We start from the raw sequence: 14,574 nt of genomic DNA on the forward strand, positions 1-14,574 counted from the left end.
CGTTCTCTGCCGACCAGGTTGGGCTTGCAGGCCATCCACAGCGCGGACCGCACGGTGCACGGCTACGAGCTGTTGTACCGGGCGGGCACGGCGAACGAGGCCCGGCTGTCGGGGGATGCCGAGCACGACCGTGCCACCGCACAGGTCGTGGGCGCCACGTTCGGGGAGTTCGGCCTGCAGGTGCTGTCCGGCGGGCGCCCTGTGTTCTTGAACGCTCCCCGCTCGGTGTTCACCGGACGGTTGCCGCTGCCGATCCCCGCTGAGGGTGTGGTGCTGGAACTGCTCGAGACCGTGGAGGTGGACCGAGAGGTCTCGGCGGGCTTGCTGCGGCTGGAGGAACGGGGGTTCCGCATCGCGGTGGACGACTTCGCCGGGGAGAGGAGCCGCCTGGCCGTGGTGGAGCGCGCGGCCTACGTCAAGATCGACCTGCAGGCGGTGGGGGACCGCCTGGCCGGGCTCGTCGGCATGGTGCGAGACGTCAACCCGGCAGCTGCGGTCGTCGTGGAGCGGGTGGAGACGCAGGAGCAGTTCGACGTCTGCCGCGACCTGGGTGCGGACCTGTTCCAGGGGTACCTGCTGCACCGGCCTGATGTGCTGCAACGGCAGGCCTTGACGTCGTCGCACCTGGTCTGCGCCCGGATGCTGTCGGTGCTGTCGGACGGCGAGGCACCTACGGACGCCGTCCTGGAGCTGTTGGCCAGTGACCCGGGGCTGAGTCTGCGCGTGCTGAAGACCGTGAGTTCGGCGGCACACGCCCCGCGGAACGGGTTCACCTCGTTGCGGCAGGCGGTGGTGATGTTGGGACGTCACGAGTTGCGGGACTGGATGGTGCTGGTCCTGGTGGCTGGGTCAGGTGCCTCGCCCGTCTCCGAGACGATGTTGGAGTGGGTCTTCACCCGGGCCGAGGCCTGCCGAGGCCTCAGTCCCTTCGCCGCCGAGGCCGCCTTCACCGTCGGACTGCTGTCCTCGATCGCCGAAGTTCTGGGCCTGGACGCAGTCGAGCTCATCCACGGCTGCGCGTTGCACCCCTCCGTCGCGGACGCCCTGGTGGCCGCTGGTGGTCCTCTGTCACCAGTCCTGTCGGCGGTCCGCGACCACGAGAGGAACCTGAGCGCCGGCGCACCCGACCCTGGACCTGACGGGGCCTCGGGATGTTCTCGCGACGACGTCGGGGTGGCCTACCTGCGCGCGCAGATCCTCGCGAGGTCCCGCGTCGCTTCCCTCACCTGCTCTCGTCCGTGAACGGGCCGCCGCTCGAAGGAAAGTCGGATGCTCGGCGGGTGTTCGTCCCCACTGGGTCTGTCGCAACCATGCACCCCGGACCTGTGGTGGGACACGTCGCTTGAGACGGCAAGCGGCCTGCTCGTCTCATCCAAATCGGTCGACCGAGGAACGTGCCGCCCGGAGGGGTGGTGGAGACAACGTGCGAACCGTCAGGCGTTCAGCCCCGTCGCCGGCAGGGCATCGACCTGACGTGCGGACCCCTCGATGACTGCACGTTCGCTCCCCGGGGCCGCCAGAGTGATCGCCAGCCCCTCCGTGCAGGCCGCGCTGTCGCGTGCCTGCTCTGAGGCCATGACCACCGAAGGGTGCTGACCGGATTCTTCGTGCGCACGGCCGCGCTCACAGCCTGCTCACCCTGCGGCGGGGGTTCCTCGAGGGCGGATGACGTTCTGGTCGGCGCGATGACCGTGCCCCCGCGCGCATCGCGGGATGAGCGTGCGGTTGTTCAGCCGGCCAGATCGAGTGCTTCTTCGCACCAGCCGACCAAGTGCGCCAGGGCGGCCCCACGCTGGCGGTGGAGGTGCTCGGCATCGGCACGCTGGTGGTAAGCGTCGTGTTCGGAGTCAGCGGATTTCTGCAGCAGTAGGGGCAGCAGCCACGTGTACTTCACGCAGGAGGCCACCACTCCGAGCCGGGCCTCACGGTCGGTGCCGTCCCAGCCGCCGGCGCGTAGCCCGTTGAGGTAGGCGGGCCAGCACGCTGCTTCCAGCTCCGCGAGGCGCTCGGCGGGCCAGAAGAGGTCGAAGACCGCGTCGAGCAGGTAGTTGCCCAGGTCTTCCCCAACGGCGCCGTCGCCGGCGAAGGACCAGTCCAGCAGGACGACCTCGCCGCTAGGTCGTCGGATGACGTTAGAGACCCAGGCGTCGAGGTGGCACAGGGTGCGGGGTAGGGCTTCCATCACGCCGAGCAGGTCCTCGCGGTGGCTCAGCAACCGCGCCCACCCTGCTCGAAGGTCAGATGGCCAGGTCCCGGCGATGAGGGGCTGGGTCCATGCCGCGTGATCCTCGACCAGGGCGAGGTCGCCGGGGCGATTGGAGGAGTAGGCCCGCAGGAATCCGCGTGAGGCCCACGCCGGTGCGGGCTGCAGCGGGCGGGCCTGCCAGCGGCCAAGGCCGGTGGCGGTGGCGATGTGGTCGGTGAGGGTGAAGTCGGCTCCGGCGGTGCCATGGACGTCTTCCAGCCACAGGTCGGTGCTCTGCTGGTTGGGCCGGATATCGGCGGTGGGTAGGTCCAGGCCGGTGCCGGTCAAGGAAGCTCGCAGTCGTGGGTCGGTGTAGACCTCGGCCTCGCGGGCCCAGTAGTTCCAGGCGCTGGGCGTGGTGGAAGCTGTCCAGTGCGCGGGCGCGGTGGGAACGGTCCCGGCCCGTCATAGCTGCTTGTGGACCAGGGTGCTGCCGTCGGAGCCGTGGACGCGTTCGACGGTGCCGGTGGTGGCGTTGTTGGGGTTGTACCTCAGCGTCTCGTGCTGCTGGGAGGACATGGCTGCGATCTTGGCAGGAGAGCGCAGCAATATCGGTGCTAGAGCAGCCCACGCGAACCACCGGATAACGCGGCCATCGGCCATGATCGCGACGTCGCGACCACCGGCGCTTCAACCGGACCGCGGGATGACCGTGAGGTCGTGGCGGCAGTGGGAAGGAACGCCGAGACAGCTTGAGGTGATGAGCAGGGGCGTGGGGGCAGTCGAGCTGCGTCAGCTAGCTAGTGGTGACGGCTACGCCCCACTGAGAGGGGTCGTCGCTGGGGTCGGTGACCTTGAACGTGGCGTCGCCAGTCGCGGGAACGAGCTGGCCGACGCGGTGGCCCCGCCCGTCGCAGTCGAGGGTGACCGCAGTGCCGGCCAAGTCCAGGCCCAGGGTGCCGCCGCCGGTGCAGGCAGCGAAGGCTCCGTAGGTGGTCCCAGCAGTGAGGGGGCCGACGGTGATGGGAGAGCCTTGCCAGGCCTCAGCGCCGGAGGCGACCAGGGGACCGGCCCCCGCGGCTTCGGCGGCTTGGAAGGCCACGTCCGATGCGTTGGTCGCCGGGGTGACGTCGGTGGGGATGGTGGGCTTGGGGCTGGAGCATGCTCCAAGAGCGCTCAGCGTCAGCAAGATCAGCAGCCGCGTGCCACGTCGTTCGTGCAGTCCCATGAAGTAACACTAGCGACGGAATTAGACTCACGTACCGCGTCCAGATGGGGCGGCGACTGCTGGACGTCGAGCCCTCAGCCGCTCGTGAGCGCGCACTGACCGCGAGATCCCCCGCAACCTCCTGGACGCTCGGGGCACCCGCCGGGAGATGCTGCGGGGATGTCTGAGGAGACAGTGGTCAAGGCACGGGTACGCCATGAGCAGGACTGCTCGTACGCCGTGCGCCCGCGCACCGCGGGATGACCGTGCGATCGCTGTCGCGGCCTCTCGTGGTGCGGGCCCTGGAAAGCCTGGTCGCCCTGCTCAGGCCGGGCCGTTGGCAGGTCGCAGCAGCCGTGGGGTCATCACCGTGCTGGCGATGGCCACGACGCTCACGACGCCGTGCCCGATCGGGGCCAGTGGGCCGCCGAGGTCCAGGGCGTGGATGGCGTAGCCGTTCGCGGCGGCGTCGGTGAGCAGGATGAACGGGGCCAGGAGGAGACCGGCGCGGTGGCGGCGGGCGATGAGGACGGCGACCAAGGGGTCCAGGAGGAGCAGGGCGCTCCAGTAGGCCGCGAGCCAGTGGGGGGCGTAGGCGTAGGGGTTCCAGCCGTCGGTGAGGAAGTCCAGGAGGTGCTGCAGGCCTCCCCAGGCCAGCAACAGCACCAAGGCGATGGCGACTGCCTGCACCCAGCGTGGTTCGCGGGCCCACCGTTTCGACAACACGTGGTGCAGCCTGTCAGCGTCGGTAGGAACAGGAGCGTGGGCCAGGTCGCGCGCCGTGCGCCCGCGCACGGCGAAATGACCGTGCGCTGTTTACGCAACGAGGTCAGATCCCCGAGTCCGCGTCTCGGTCTGCGTAGCGTCGACGCATGAGCAACTTCACATCGATCGAAGAACACAGCTGGCGCTGCGGATGCGGGGTCCGGAGTGCCCCGACACTCAGCTTGGTGCAGGCCACACGGGAGATGGCTATGCACCAGGCGGCCCACGCGAGGAGATAACAACGGCGGGATGACCGTGCAGTCCACGCTAATGTCCGAGAAGGTGACCGCATGATCGTCGCGGACTCCCAGGTGGTCTCCGATGACGGCTGAAGACGTTGTGGACGGGATTGAACGAGCCACCTTCGGTCCAGAATCGCAGCGCCTGGTCGACACCTGGCTTGATGAGCACCTGCACGCTCAGCTCGGCTCGGCGCTAGAGCGCGTCCTCTTCCGTTCCGGGCGGGTCTCAGCCGTGTTCGGCTGCCGACTCCAGGACGGCCGCGAGGTTGCCGTGAAGGTGCACCGCCCCGGCGCGGACCTTGCGCACCTGAGCGCGGCGGTGCGAGCTCAGTACCACCTCGCCGCCCACGGCTATCCCTGCCCGCGGCCCCTGCACGAACCCACCCCGGTCGATGGGCGCGTGATGGTGATCGAGACGCTGACGAACGAGGGCGAACTTTCCGACGCCACCCAGGCGCCCGTCCGCCGCGCCCTTACCGTGAGCCTGGTCGAGCAGATCGACCTGCTGCGACCGCTGGTGGCCGACCCGGCGCTGCGTGAGCCGCTGCGGGCCGGTGCGCCGGCGTGGGCCCGTTACGAGCAAGGCCCCTGGCCAGTACCGCACGATCCGATCTTCGACTTCACCCAGCGCCCGGAGCGCTTCGGGTGGGTGGACAACCTCGCGGCTGAGGCGGCGAGAGTGCTGGTCCGGTTCGCGCGCCGGGGCGTGCTGGGGCCCGACGTCATCGGGCACAGCGACTGGTACGACGGCAACGTGCTGGTCCAGCCCACCGAAGGGGGGAGCTCGCATGGGGCAGCGGATGGACAGGACGGGGTTGTGGTGAGCGCGGCCTTCGACTGGGACAGCCTGACCGCATGCCCCGAGGCGGTGCTGGTGGGGATGTGTGCCGGTTCCTACACCGCGGGCGGGGTCGCGAACGCGGCTACGCCGACGGTGGCGCAGGTGAGGGCCCTGCTCACGGACTACCAGCAGGCCCGGCCGGGGTTCCTCGTCGGTGAGCAGTGGTCAGCGGCTGCTGCGGCGGCGTGCTGGGTGATGGCGTACAACGCGCGGTGCGAGGTCTGCTTTCTGGGGCCTGGTGCGGAGCCTGAGACGGGGTCGGCACTGCACGCGTTGATGGTGGCAGGACGCGACTACCTGGAGCTGGGGGCCTGACGGTGCAGGTGTCGACCGAGCACAACTCGCGGGATGACCATGCGCCCGTACGGACCGCGGGATGACCGTGAAGTCAGAAGGCCTTAGCAGGATGTGTCATCCAAGCGCTGGCGCCACAGCCGACCTCCGACACTGCTGAAGCCGCCGATGCATCCACCGAACAGCAGCCCTCGTACCCACCACGGCCAGCCGAAGCTGTCTGACAGTTGCGCGACCAGGACTGCCGTCACCACCGCTGCGACGAACCACGGCCAGATGCGACGCCGGGTTGGTCGCTCACCGGGTCCGCCTTCGTCTGTCATGGAGCGACTCTCGCAGGCGACGCATCCGCATAGGCCTGCTTCGCTCAAGAGCGCGGGAGGACACTCGGACGGCGGGATGGCCGTGTGCCCGCGCATCGCGGAAGGATCGCCTGCAGGGGTGGATCGCTGCGAGACAGGTGCGCTGGACTCACTTGGTCGTGGGTGACTCGTCCACCTCGTGCCAGTAGACGGGCGAGCGATCCTGGTCAGGCTCCTTGATGGAGCGTGTCGGTGGTCATGGTCGCCAGCAGGGTCTGGGCTGCTTGGAGGATGTTCTGTCGGCTCTCTTCAGTGTCCAGTTCCCAGGCGTACTCCCAGTCGGTGGCCTCGTTGACGAAGACGCCCAGTTGGTCGGGGTAGCCCAGATCGGTGGAGATGCGCCACAGCAGCTCGGCGCCGTCCTCGGGGCTGATGAGGCCTTCGACGATGGAGCGGGCGTGGGTGTGTGCCATGACCCACAGCGTTTGGTGGTCATTCAGTCGCGGGGTGCCGAGCTCGTCGAGGGCGGCAGTGAGCAGGTCGCGCAGGGTGCGTGGGTCGTCGTGGGCGCCGGCCAGTTCACGAAGGGTGGGGGAGTCGTAGCCTCGGGTCAGGGCCAGGGCTGCCCACTGGGCCATCAGCTCAGGGGGCAGGTCACCGACGTGAGCTCGGGCTCGGGCGCGGTAGAGCGGGTCCACCGCTTCAGTGTCGCCGAGCAGGCGGGTGATCTGACGTGGTGGTGCCCTGTCCGGAACGTCCAGACGGCGACGACGTACTGGTCAGCGGGATGACCGTGAGGTTCGAGCGCGGCGCGGTGAGCGCGTACCTGGGCCTCTGCGGCCGGGTCTACCGCCCACCTCCCGATCGTGAGCCAGCGAGCGAGGACAGCAGCGGCCGGCGTACCTGGGCTGTAGTCGAGAGCATGAGGTCGGGCAGCACGGAGGGGTCAGGTCGGACACAGCCAAGGGCCGTTGGTGTCGACGTTGGGGATCTGCAGGTCGGCGCTGTCCCCGTTCCACGTCAGCTCGTACCGTCCCGCCTGCACGAGGCGGGTGTCGCTGACGTAGTAGCCCACTTCCCGCGCACGGTGCTGCCCGCCCGGCACGACGTACACCCTCGCCCCGATTCCACTGGAGCCAGCCGCCTCATCCACCACCAGCCGGCAGCCGGTGGTATTGCGTTCGGGCAGCACGGTGAAGTGGTTTGAGGAGTTCAGCCACGCGATCAAGGCGGTCAGCGGGCACGCGATCAGCAGCACGAAGGCGGTCACCAAGGCAGTCCCCACCTTGCGGACCCAGTGCCGTCGTGGCCGTGGCACGCCGCGGTCGGCCAGCACGATCCGGCACCCGGCTCCGACGATAAGGGACACCACACCGATGCCCAGGAGGGCGCCGACCACGTGCAGGGCGCGGGGAACCCAAGACCCGATGACCCAGACGTCTTCCCAGCCGGTCGGCGTGAGGGCGACGACGGTCGAGGCGAGGAGGCTGGCGATACCGACGCGCCACAGCCAGTCGGCCCGTCCGTGAGAGAGACGGGTGCGGATCACCTGTTCAGCGTCGCCGGTGCTAGGCAACGGGATGTTCTGCTGCACAGGACCCCCACCCCCACAGGAGAGCACTGGCCCTGCACGCGTCCCGTTCGCCCCGCGCAGGCAGAACGCTCGTGCGGGGCTCGCCGAGGTGCAGGGTGCCGGTCATCGTCCGTCGGCGGCTGGGAGTCCGCTGGCGCGCAGGTCGGCGACCGCGGCGGTCAGCAAGGTGGTCAGGTCGCTGACCTGGGCGGCCTGGTCCGCCGAGGGGTGCAGCACGGTGATGCCGACGATGAGGTCCCCGAGGCGGGCGGCGCCGGAGATGAAGGGCAGCCCATTGCTGTCGGTCCGCGCGGCCCAGGTCTGATCGGCTCCGGCGACGGTGAGGGCGAACGGCGTGGTGGGGTCGGTGAACCGGCACACGCCGGTGTTGGCCACGAGGGCGTCGAAGGCGACCGGCCCCCCGCCGGCGGCCCGGCCGGTGACGACGAGGTCCACCTGGCTCTGCGTGGACGATCGCTGGCTGCCGTTCCACCAGGTGATCTGCCGGCCGGCCACCATGGGGGGATCGAAGGGCCGGGAACTGCACTCCTGGCCCATGACCGTCGGGCTCTTGGGGTACTGCCCGCCGTCGCTGAGAACTGTGAGACCGGCGGGTAGAGATGCCCGGGTGCGGGTCATGTCGGGGATGTCGTAGGCAACGGGGACGTTCGGGTTGGCCAGCCCCACCGAGGAACCGGCTGTCGAGCCGATCGAAGGGGTGATGCTCGTTGTAGAGCTGGTCGTTGTCGTGCTGGGCGGTGAGGCGCTAGGCGTGGAAGTACTCGCCGGGGTCGGTGCCGGAGTTTGTGCGGGGGTCTGTGCTGAGGTTTGGGTGGGTGTTGGCGCCAGCGAGGCCGCCGGGACGGTGCGCACACTGGGCTGGGCTGTCCACCGCAGCCCCAGGGGGACGGCGGCGACGGCGGCCAGGGCGAGGGCGCCAACCGCTGCGCGGGTGCGCCGGCGGTGTTGGATGCGTCGGTGCAGCTGGTGGCGGGTGCCGGCGTGCAGGCCGGGTTCGTCGATGCGGCCTGCGCTGAGTTCTGCATGCAGGGCGCTCTGCAGCCGGTCCTGCAGCTCGAGCAGGTCCTCACGCTCAGGATCGGAGCGGTCGGCGGTGTGCCGGTCGGCGTGCTCTTGCCCGAACCCGAAGATGGGGTGTCGATCGCGAGGGTGCTGGGTCATCGGGACTCCTTCGCAGCGGGGGTGTCCTGGCACTGGTCGTTGTCCAGGAAGCGACGCAGGGTGCGCAGGCCGCGGTAGGCGTGGCTGCGGACGGTGGCCTGAGAGCAGTGCAGAAGGTCAGCGATCTCGGCGTCGGGCAGGCCTTCGTACAGCCGCAGGACGAGGGTGGCCCGCTGGGCGTCCGGCAGCCGGCGCAGCAGCGTGAGGTAGTGCTGCCGTTCGTCGTGGCCCTCGCTGGCATCGGGCACGGCCGCCTCGGGCAGCTCGGCGGGGTCGCTGACCTGTTCACGGCGCCAGGGACGTCGGTGGTGGGAGACGATGGCGTTGACGACCATGCGGTTGAGGTAGGCCGAGGGATCCTCGACGGCCTGGATGCGCGACCACTTCAAGACGCAGCGGGCCAGGACGTCCTGCACCACGTCCTCGGCCTGGTGGGGGTCCTTGAGGAGCCCGCGGGCCAGGCGGACCAGTTCAGGGCCCTTCCAGGCGATTAGGGAGTCCAGGTCCCACACCCCGGCCTGGGCCGGTGGCAGGGGCGAGGGGGCATCGGCTCTGCGCCCCCGGAAGATGGTCACACCCTTCCAACGCTGCCCACGCGCAGGCTGTTGCGGTTGCTGCTGACTTCCTCGATCCGAGCATCTCGGCGGCCTGACGGCAGTACGGCGGTGTGCAGGACGTCCTGGCCCGCCGAGGACAAGGTGTCTGGTACTGCAGGCACCGCGGGATGACCGAGCGCCCGCGCACCGCGGGATGAGCGCGTGGTCAGTCAGCGCGACGCTTGCCGCGCCAGACCGACGTGTAGTGCACGCTCAGCCCCAGGAAGACGACAGCGATCACCCCGGCAATCACCGCGAAAGCCGGTCTCGGCCCGATCGGCGCGAGGGCCGCCGCCACCGCGGCAAGGGCGATCACAGCGCAGAGAATGGCGGTGACGCCCTCGTACTTGGTGACCCGGTCGTTCGTCCAACGCGCCATCTGACCAGTCTGTCGGGCGATGCGGCGGCCGGTCCGCGACTGACCGCATCTCGTCATGATCGCGACGTCGATGGCCTGCGGTGACAGCGCGCACAACGCGGGATGACCGCGAGGTCGTCGAGCGCGCGGCCCGCTCCGTGAGCGCGCAGCGGGACCAGCGCGATGGGTCAGCTAGAGCCAAGGCCCCCTACGACAGTGGTTCCCCTGTCGTCAACGAGCCGGGAACGGCGCGATGTCGCCGCGCCACTGCTCCGCCGCCGCGAGCAGCTGGGCCCGGTCGACCCGCAACGAGATGCTGTACTCGTAGATGCGGGGACTGAGTCCCCCCGTCCATCCGGGTCTTGCTGCCTCAGCTTCCAGGGATAGGTGCACGCGCAGCACCGTGTGCTCACCTTCGACCGCGGCGATGCTGAAGGCCAGGTTGGGCTCGGTGAAGATCAGCGTGTGCGTCATGAGGTCAGAGGCGGGGTTGTCCGTCGGCTCGATGCGTCCTTCGGCTGCGGCGTGCAGCCAGTCCAGCAGCTCCCGTACCTCCCACGTGCTCAGGTCCGGCCCCTGGAACGTCCACGTCTCCCCGGCGGCGGTGCGCACCTTGCCGTGCACGATGAGCCAGTTGGCATCGGGTTCCCCGGCGGTGGTGAGGTCTGGGTACTCGTAGCCGCTGGGACAGAGCTCGAAAGCGGCGCCGTCGGTGGAGTTGAGCTGCACCTGAGGAGTGTCCCGCGTCGCGCTGGCGGGGGTTCTAGACGCGGTGCTTGGTCCTGCTCTGGTCGTGGTGATCGAGACCGCTTGGTCTTCGTCATGACCGCGACGTCGATGGCCTCCGGCGACAGCGCGCACAACGCGGGATGAGCGCGTACGCGCGACCTGCGGGATGACCGTGACGTAGCCCGAGACGATGGCCGGCGCGTTCAGGGGGTGGAGTTGCTGAGGCGCTGGTGCAGTTCACGAATCCGAGCGGTGATGTCTTCTCGGATCAGGTTCATGCGATCGGCGCCTTCGATACCGCGCTGGGAGGGTTCGTCGGTCTCCCAGACCTCCACGGGGGTGCCTCCAACCGACTCGACCTGGGCTTCTGAGCCCAACACCACGACGAGGTCGGCCGCGCGGACCATCTCGTCGGTGAGCTGCTGGGGACTCTGGTCAGAGATGTCGACCCCGACTTCGGCCAGGCTGGCCGCGGACTGGGGGTTGAGGGCGGTGCCGGCCTTGGTGCCAGCGGAGTCGACGTCGATGGCAGTGCCGGCGTCGTGGACGGCCTGGCGCATCAGGCCGGCGGCCATCTGGGACTTGCCGCCGTTCTTGACGCAGACGAACAGGACGCGAGGGGTAGGCACGCTGAGCTCCCTACAGGGGTGAGGTGGGGTGGAGCGGGGATGAGGTGGGTCAGGTCCCGACGGTGGGGCTGCGCCGCTCGATGAGGACGGTGTCGCGCCACTGCCCGGCCATGGGCCCGTTGGTCATGCGCGCGATGCGCTGGCGGGTGCCGATCTGGCGGAAGCCCGCGGCCTGGTGCAGGGCCAGGCTGGCGGCGTTCTCGGGGAAGACCGAGGACTGCACCGTCCAGATGCCGCCCGCCTCGGTGGAGGCGAGCAGGTCCAGCAGAAGTAGACGCCCGATGCCGCGGCCTCGGGCGGCGGTGGCGACGTAGACGGAGTGCTCGACCACCCCGGCGTAAACCGGCCTGCTCGAGACGGGGTTGACCGCAGCCCACCCCAGCAGGTGTCCGTGCTCGTCGTGGGCGCCGATGCGGTGCTCGGGGGACTTAGCTGCGTCAAAGGCGGCCCAGCTGGCGGGTGGGGCGGACTCAAAGGTGGCGTGACCGGTGGCGATGCCTTCGGCGTAGACGGCCTGCACCTGCGGCCAGTTGGCTTCGATGAGCGGTAGAAGCGCCACCTCGGACGCCTCAACGGCGCGTCGATTCATCGTCAGCAGGTGACGCGCGAGGACGTCATGTCCTGGCTGCTCGCGGGGTGGGTGGGAGCGCTCAAGACGGCGGCCAGGGCGTTCATCGCCGCCGGGACCAGGGCGTAGTAGGCCCAGACCCCTCGCTTGTCGCGAGTCAGAAGCCCTGCCTCGACCAGGACCTTCAGGTGGTGCGAGACCGTCGGCTGGCTCAGGCCCAAGGGCTCGATGAGGTCGCACACGCACGCCTCCCCGCCCTCGTGAGCAGCGACCAGGGACAGCAGCCGCAGCCGGGCGGGGTCCGCGATGGCCTTCAAGGTGCGCGCCAGGGCGGCGGCGTCTTCGGCGTTCAGCGGTTGCCGGGCCAGTGGAGCGCAGCACGCGACGCCCTGCGCACCCACCGCGGTACCCGCCGCAGTGCCTGCTGCGGCGCATGCCGTAGCGCCTGCCGTGGTTCGGGGCGTCGAGGCGATCGGCAGCGTCGAGGTAGCCATGACGTCAGCATGGCATCACGCATTGATGACTGTCGATATTGACAGTCGCCAATGTCTGCCGTCAGGGTTGGTCATCGACAGCTATCGATGTAGAGGACGCACCTGATGAGCGACCTGGTCGCCAAGAACCCCCGCCCGGGTGGACCACCCAACGGGCCACGAGGCGCTGAGACCCCGGTGCTGGCGTGCCTGTCGGTGCTGGACCGCTTCCTGCCCGTCTGGATCATCGCGGCCATGGCCCTCGGCCTGGCCCTGGGCCGCCTCATCCCGGGCCTGGACGACGCCCTCAGCGCGGTGGAGGTCGGCTCAGTCAGCCTGCCCATCGCCATCGGCCTGCTGCTGATGATGTACCCGGTGCTGGCCAAGGTCCGCTACTCCGAGACCGGCCGCATCGCCGCCGACCGCCGGCTCCTCGTCAGCTCCCTGGTCCTGAACTGGCTGGTGGGGCCGGCGCTGATGTTCGCCCTGGCCTGGCTGCTGCTGCCCGACCAGCCGGAGTACCGCACCGGCCTGGTCATCGTCGGCTTGGCCCGCTGCATCGCCATGGTGCTCATCTGGAACGACCTGTCCTGCGGGGACCGCGAGGCCGCCGCCGTCCTGGTCGCGATCAACTCCGTCTTCCAGATCCTGGCCTTCGCCGCCCTGGGCTGGTTCTACCTGCAGGTCCTGCCCGGCTGGCTGGGGCTGTCGACGACCTCAGCGCAGTTCTCCGTCGGCGCCATCGTCGTTTCCGTCCTCGTCTTCCTCGGCATCCCGCTGGTCGCCGGCTTCGCCACCCGCACGCTGGGGGAGCGGGCCAGGGGACGCGCCTGGTACGAGGGCCGCTTCCTGCCCAAGATCGGCCCGGTCGCCCTGTACGGGCTGCTGTTCACCATCGTCATGCTCTTCGCCCTGCAAGGCGATGCGATCACCTCCCGGCCCGCGGACGTGGCCCGCATCGCCCTGCCGCTGTTGGCCTACTTCGTGATCATGTTCGCCGGTTCGTTCGTCCTCGGCCGCGCGATCGGCCTGAACTACGCGAAGACGTCGACGCTGTCCTTCACCGCGACAGGCAACAACTTCGAGCTGGCCATCGCGGTGGCCATCGGCACGTTCGGCGTGACCTCCGGGCAAGCCCTGGCTGGGGTCGTCGGCCCGCTGATCGAGGTGCCGGTCCTGGTCGCGCTGGTCTACGTGGCGCTGTGGGCCGGGCGCCGCTTCTTCCCTGGCGACCCGACCGTGCCCGTCCGCGCTTCGCGCTGATCCCTTCCTGTTCACCCCGTTCGCTGACTCCATCTGCTGAGGAGGCACCCGCCATGAGCACCACCCCCACCGCTGCGGCTAGCTCTACGAGCACCGAAGCTGCTGCTGACCCGCCGGTCACCCAACTGCCAGTCGTCGTCATCGGCGCCGGCCCGGTCGGCCTGGCCGCCGCGGCGCACCTGCTCGAGTACGGCCTAGATGTACTGAGCACGCACGTTGGTGACACGCCGGTGACTACCGGTCCGTGACACGGAGAAGACCTCCGAGTGGGGTGTGGAGCTGTCGAGGAACCGCACCACCACCCGGAGGTCTTCGTGCTTCACCGTAACGCTGCCCTCGTGCCGAAGGCACGCCTGAAGCTGGCCCGCCTCATCGTCGATGAGGGCTGGCACGAACGCCGCGCCGCCGAACGCTTCCAGACCTCCCACACCACCGCCCGCCGCTGGGCCGCCCGCCTGCGTCAGCTACGCCGAGCAGGAGCCAGCGAAGCCGACCTGGACCGCGACGGGCTGCCTGACGCCCCCTCGACTCCGCGGCGCAGCCCGCACCGGACCAGCAAACGGCAGGTCAAGAAGGTCCTGCGCCTACGCCGGCGCGGGTGGGGACCAGCCCGCATCGGACCGCACGCAGGCATCCCCGTCTCGACCGTGGCCAAGATCCTGAGCCGTGAAGGCGTACCCCGCCTGCGCGATGTGGACCTGGCCGACCGGCAACGTGCCCGTCGTGAGGTCCGACGCTACGAGCGTTCTGCTCCGGGGGAACTGGTGCACATGGACGTCAAGAAGTTGGGCCGGATCCCCGACGGGGGCGGGTGGCGTGTCCACGGCCGCGACAGTGAGGCGGGCCGGGCGGCGAAGGCCCTGGCCAGCCGCCGCCGACTGGGGTACGCCTACCTGCACACCGTGCTGGATGACCACTCCCGCCTGGCCTACACCGAGATCCTGCGTGATGAGCAGGGCCCCACGACCGCAGCGTTCTGGCATCGGGCCTGCTCCTGGTTCGCCGACCGCGGTGTCCGCATCAAGCGGGTCTTGACCGACAACGGGTCGAACTACCGCTCGCGGGACGTGGCCGCCGCGCTGGTGGCGACCGGCGTCGTGCACAAGCGGACCCGGCCCTACCGGCCGCAGACCAACGGCAAGGTCGAGAGGTTCCACCGGACGTTGATCACCGAGTGGGCTTACGCCCGCCCCTACGCCTCAGAGACGGCGAGGGTTCGGGCCTTGCCGAAGTTCCTCCACCTGTACAACCATCACCGGCACCACACCGCCCTCGGAGGCCGGCCACCGATCAGCCGCGTTACCAACCTCCGTGCTCAGTACACCTAGTCGTGGGGGCCGGGCATTCGGCCACCAACACGCTGCTGC

General features: G+C 69.6%; 17 protein-coding genes. 5 read left to right on the top strand and 12 right to left on the bottom strand.

The features are described from left to right. The first annotated feature begins 24 nt into the window (after positions 1 to 24). Positions 25 to 1,242: an EAL and HDOD domain-containing protein gene (locus ACFEMC_RS10340; protein ID WP_380176042.1), complete on the top strand. Its 1,218-nt coding sequence runs from the start codon at positions 25 to 27 to the stop codon at positions 1,240 to 1,242. A gap of 487 nt (positions 1,243 to 1,729) precedes the next feature. Here ACFEMC_RS10340 and ACFEMC_RS10345 read toward each other — a convergent pair whose 3' ends face one another. From ACFEMC_RS10345 to ACFEMC_RS10355, 3 genes are all read right to left on the bottom strand, one after another. After that, on the bottom strand, positions 1,730 to 2,533 hold the full coding sequence (locus ACFEMC_RS10345; protein WP_380176044.1) for a phosphotransferase family protein: 804 nt from the start codon (positions 2,531 to 2,533) through the stop codon (positions 1,730 to 1,732). A 448-nt stretch (positions 2,534 to 2,981) separates the two neighbouring features. Next, the gene (locus tag ACFEMC_RS10350; protein WP_380176046.1) at positions 2,982 to 3,413 is read right to left on the bottom strand and encodes a hypothetical protein; all 432 of its coding nucleotides are present in this window, start codon (positions 3,411 to 3,413) and stop codon (positions 2,982 to 2,984) included. A 303-nt stretch (positions 3,414 to 3,716) separates the two neighbouring features. Further along, positions 3,717 to 4,082, bottom strand: a complete 366-nt coding sequence (locus ACFEMC_RS10355; RefSeq protein ID WP_380176048.1) for a hypothetical protein — start codon at positions 4,080 to 4,082, stop codon at positions 3,717 to 3,719. A gap of 396 nt (positions 4,083 to 4,478) precedes the next feature. Between ACFEMC_RS10355 and ACFEMC_RS10360 the strand changes: the two genes are divergently transcribed. Continuing rightward, a complete protein-coding gene (locus ACFEMC_RS10360; RefSeq protein ID WP_380176050.1) occupies positions 4,479 to 5,555 on the top strand; it encodes a hypothetical protein in 1,077 nt (358 codons plus the stop codon). Between the two features lie 508 nt (positions 5,556 to 6,063). Here the strand turns inward: ACFEMC_RS10360 and ACFEMC_RS10365 are convergent. The 9 genes from ACFEMC_RS10365 to ACFEMC_RS10405 form a co-directional block, all read right to left on the bottom strand. Then, positions 6,064 to 6,534, bottom strand: a complete 471-nt coding sequence (locus ACFEMC_RS10365) for a hypothetical protein (protein ID WP_380176052.1) — start codon at positions 6,532 to 6,534, stop codon at positions 6,064 to 6,066. A 248-nt stretch (positions 6,535 to 6,782) separates the two neighbouring features. Continuing rightward, on the bottom strand, positions 6,783 to 7,430 hold the full coding sequence (locus ACFEMC_RS10370) for a hypothetical protein (RefSeq protein ID WP_367641405.1): 648 nt from the start codon (positions 7,428 to 7,430) through the stop codon (positions 6,783 to 6,785). A gap of 102 nt (positions 7,431 to 7,532) precedes the next feature. After that, on the bottom strand, positions 7,533 to 8,591 hold the full coding sequence (locus ACFEMC_RS10375) for a hypothetical protein (RefSeq protein ID WP_380176054.1): 1,059 nt from the start codon (positions 8,589 to 8,591) through the stop codon (positions 7,533 to 7,535). Next, positions 8,588 to 9,166 (bottom strand): SigE family RNA polymerase sigma factor, encoded by a 579-nt coding sequence (locus ACFEMC_RS10380; protein ID WP_367641408.1) that lies wholly within the window; start codon positions 9,164 to 9,166, stop codon positions 8,588 to 8,590. Before ACFEMC_RS10380 ends, ACFEMC_RS10375 begins: the two co-directional genes overlap by 4 nt. 187 nt (positions 9,167 to 9,353) lie before the next feature. Further along, positions 9,354 to 9,566 (bottom strand): hypothetical protein, encoded by a 213-nt coding sequence (locus tag ACFEMC_RS10385; RefSeq protein WP_367641410.1) that lies wholly within the window; start codon positions 9,564 to 9,566, stop codon positions 9,354 to 9,356. Between the two features lie 210 nt (positions 9,567 to 9,776). Further along, positions 9,777 to 10,274 carry a hypothetical protein gene (locus ACFEMC_RS10390; RefSeq protein ID WP_380176057.1) on the bottom strand — a complete coding sequence of 166 codons (498 nt, stop codon included), beginning with the start codon at positions 10,272 to 10,274 and terminating at the stop codon, positions 9,777 to 9,779. Between the two features lie 203 nt (positions 10,275 to 10,477). Beyond that, on the bottom strand, positions 10,478 to 10,903 hold the full coding sequence (locus ACFEMC_RS10395; RefSeq protein ID WP_380176059.1) for a low molecular weight phosphatase family protein: 426 nt from the start codon (positions 10,901 to 10,903) through the stop codon (positions 10,478 to 10,480). 49 nt (positions 10,904 to 10,952) lie between these two features. Continuing rightward, entirely contained in the window at positions 10,953 to 11,492 is a 540-nt protein-coding gene (locus ACFEMC_RS10400; protein ID WP_380176061.1) for a GNAT family N-acetyltransferase, read from the bottom strand. A 2-nt stretch (positions 11,493 to 11,494) separates the two neighbouring features. After that, on the bottom strand, positions 11,495 to 11,965 hold the full coding sequence (locus tag ACFEMC_RS10405; RefSeq protein ID WP_380176063.1) for an ArsR/SmtB family transcription factor: 471 nt from the start codon (positions 11,963 to 11,965) through the stop codon (positions 11,495 to 11,497). 105 nt (positions 11,966 to 12,070) lie between these two features. On the opposite strand from ACFEMC_RS10405, the gene arsB reads away from it, so the two are divergent. The 3 genes from arsB to ACFEMC_RS10420 all read left to right on the top strand — a co-directional run bounded on the left by arsB (position 12,071) and on the right by ACFEMC_RS10420 (position 14,535). Further along, positions 12,071 to 13,207: an ACR3 family arsenite efflux transporter gene (arsB, locus tag ACFEMC_RS10410; RefSeq protein WP_380176065.1), complete on the top strand. Its 1,137-nt coding sequence runs from the start codon at positions 12,071 to 12,073 to the stop codon at positions 13,205 to 13,207. 53 nt (positions 13,208 to 13,260) lie between these two features. Further along, positions 13,261 to 13,455 (top strand): FAD-dependent monooxygenase, encoded by a 195-nt coding sequence (locus tag ACFEMC_RS10415; protein WP_380176067.1) that lies wholly within the window; start codon positions 13,261 to 13,263, stop codon positions 13,453 to 13,455. Between the two features lie 66 nt (positions 13,456 to 13,521). Continuing rightward, the gene (locus ACFEMC_RS10420) at positions 13,522 to 14,535 is read left to right on the top strand and encodes an IS481 family transposase (RefSeq protein ID WP_380176069.1); all 1,014 of its coding nucleotides are present in this window, start codon (positions 13,522 to 13,524) and stop codon (positions 14,533 to 14,535) included. Positions 14,536 to 14,574: the final 39 nt, after the last annotated feature.

Source organism: Kineococcus sp. DHX-1, from assembly GCF_042473625.1.
Taxonomy (GTDB): Bacteria; Actinomycetota; Actinomycetes; order Actinomycetales; family Kineococcaceae; genus Kineococcus.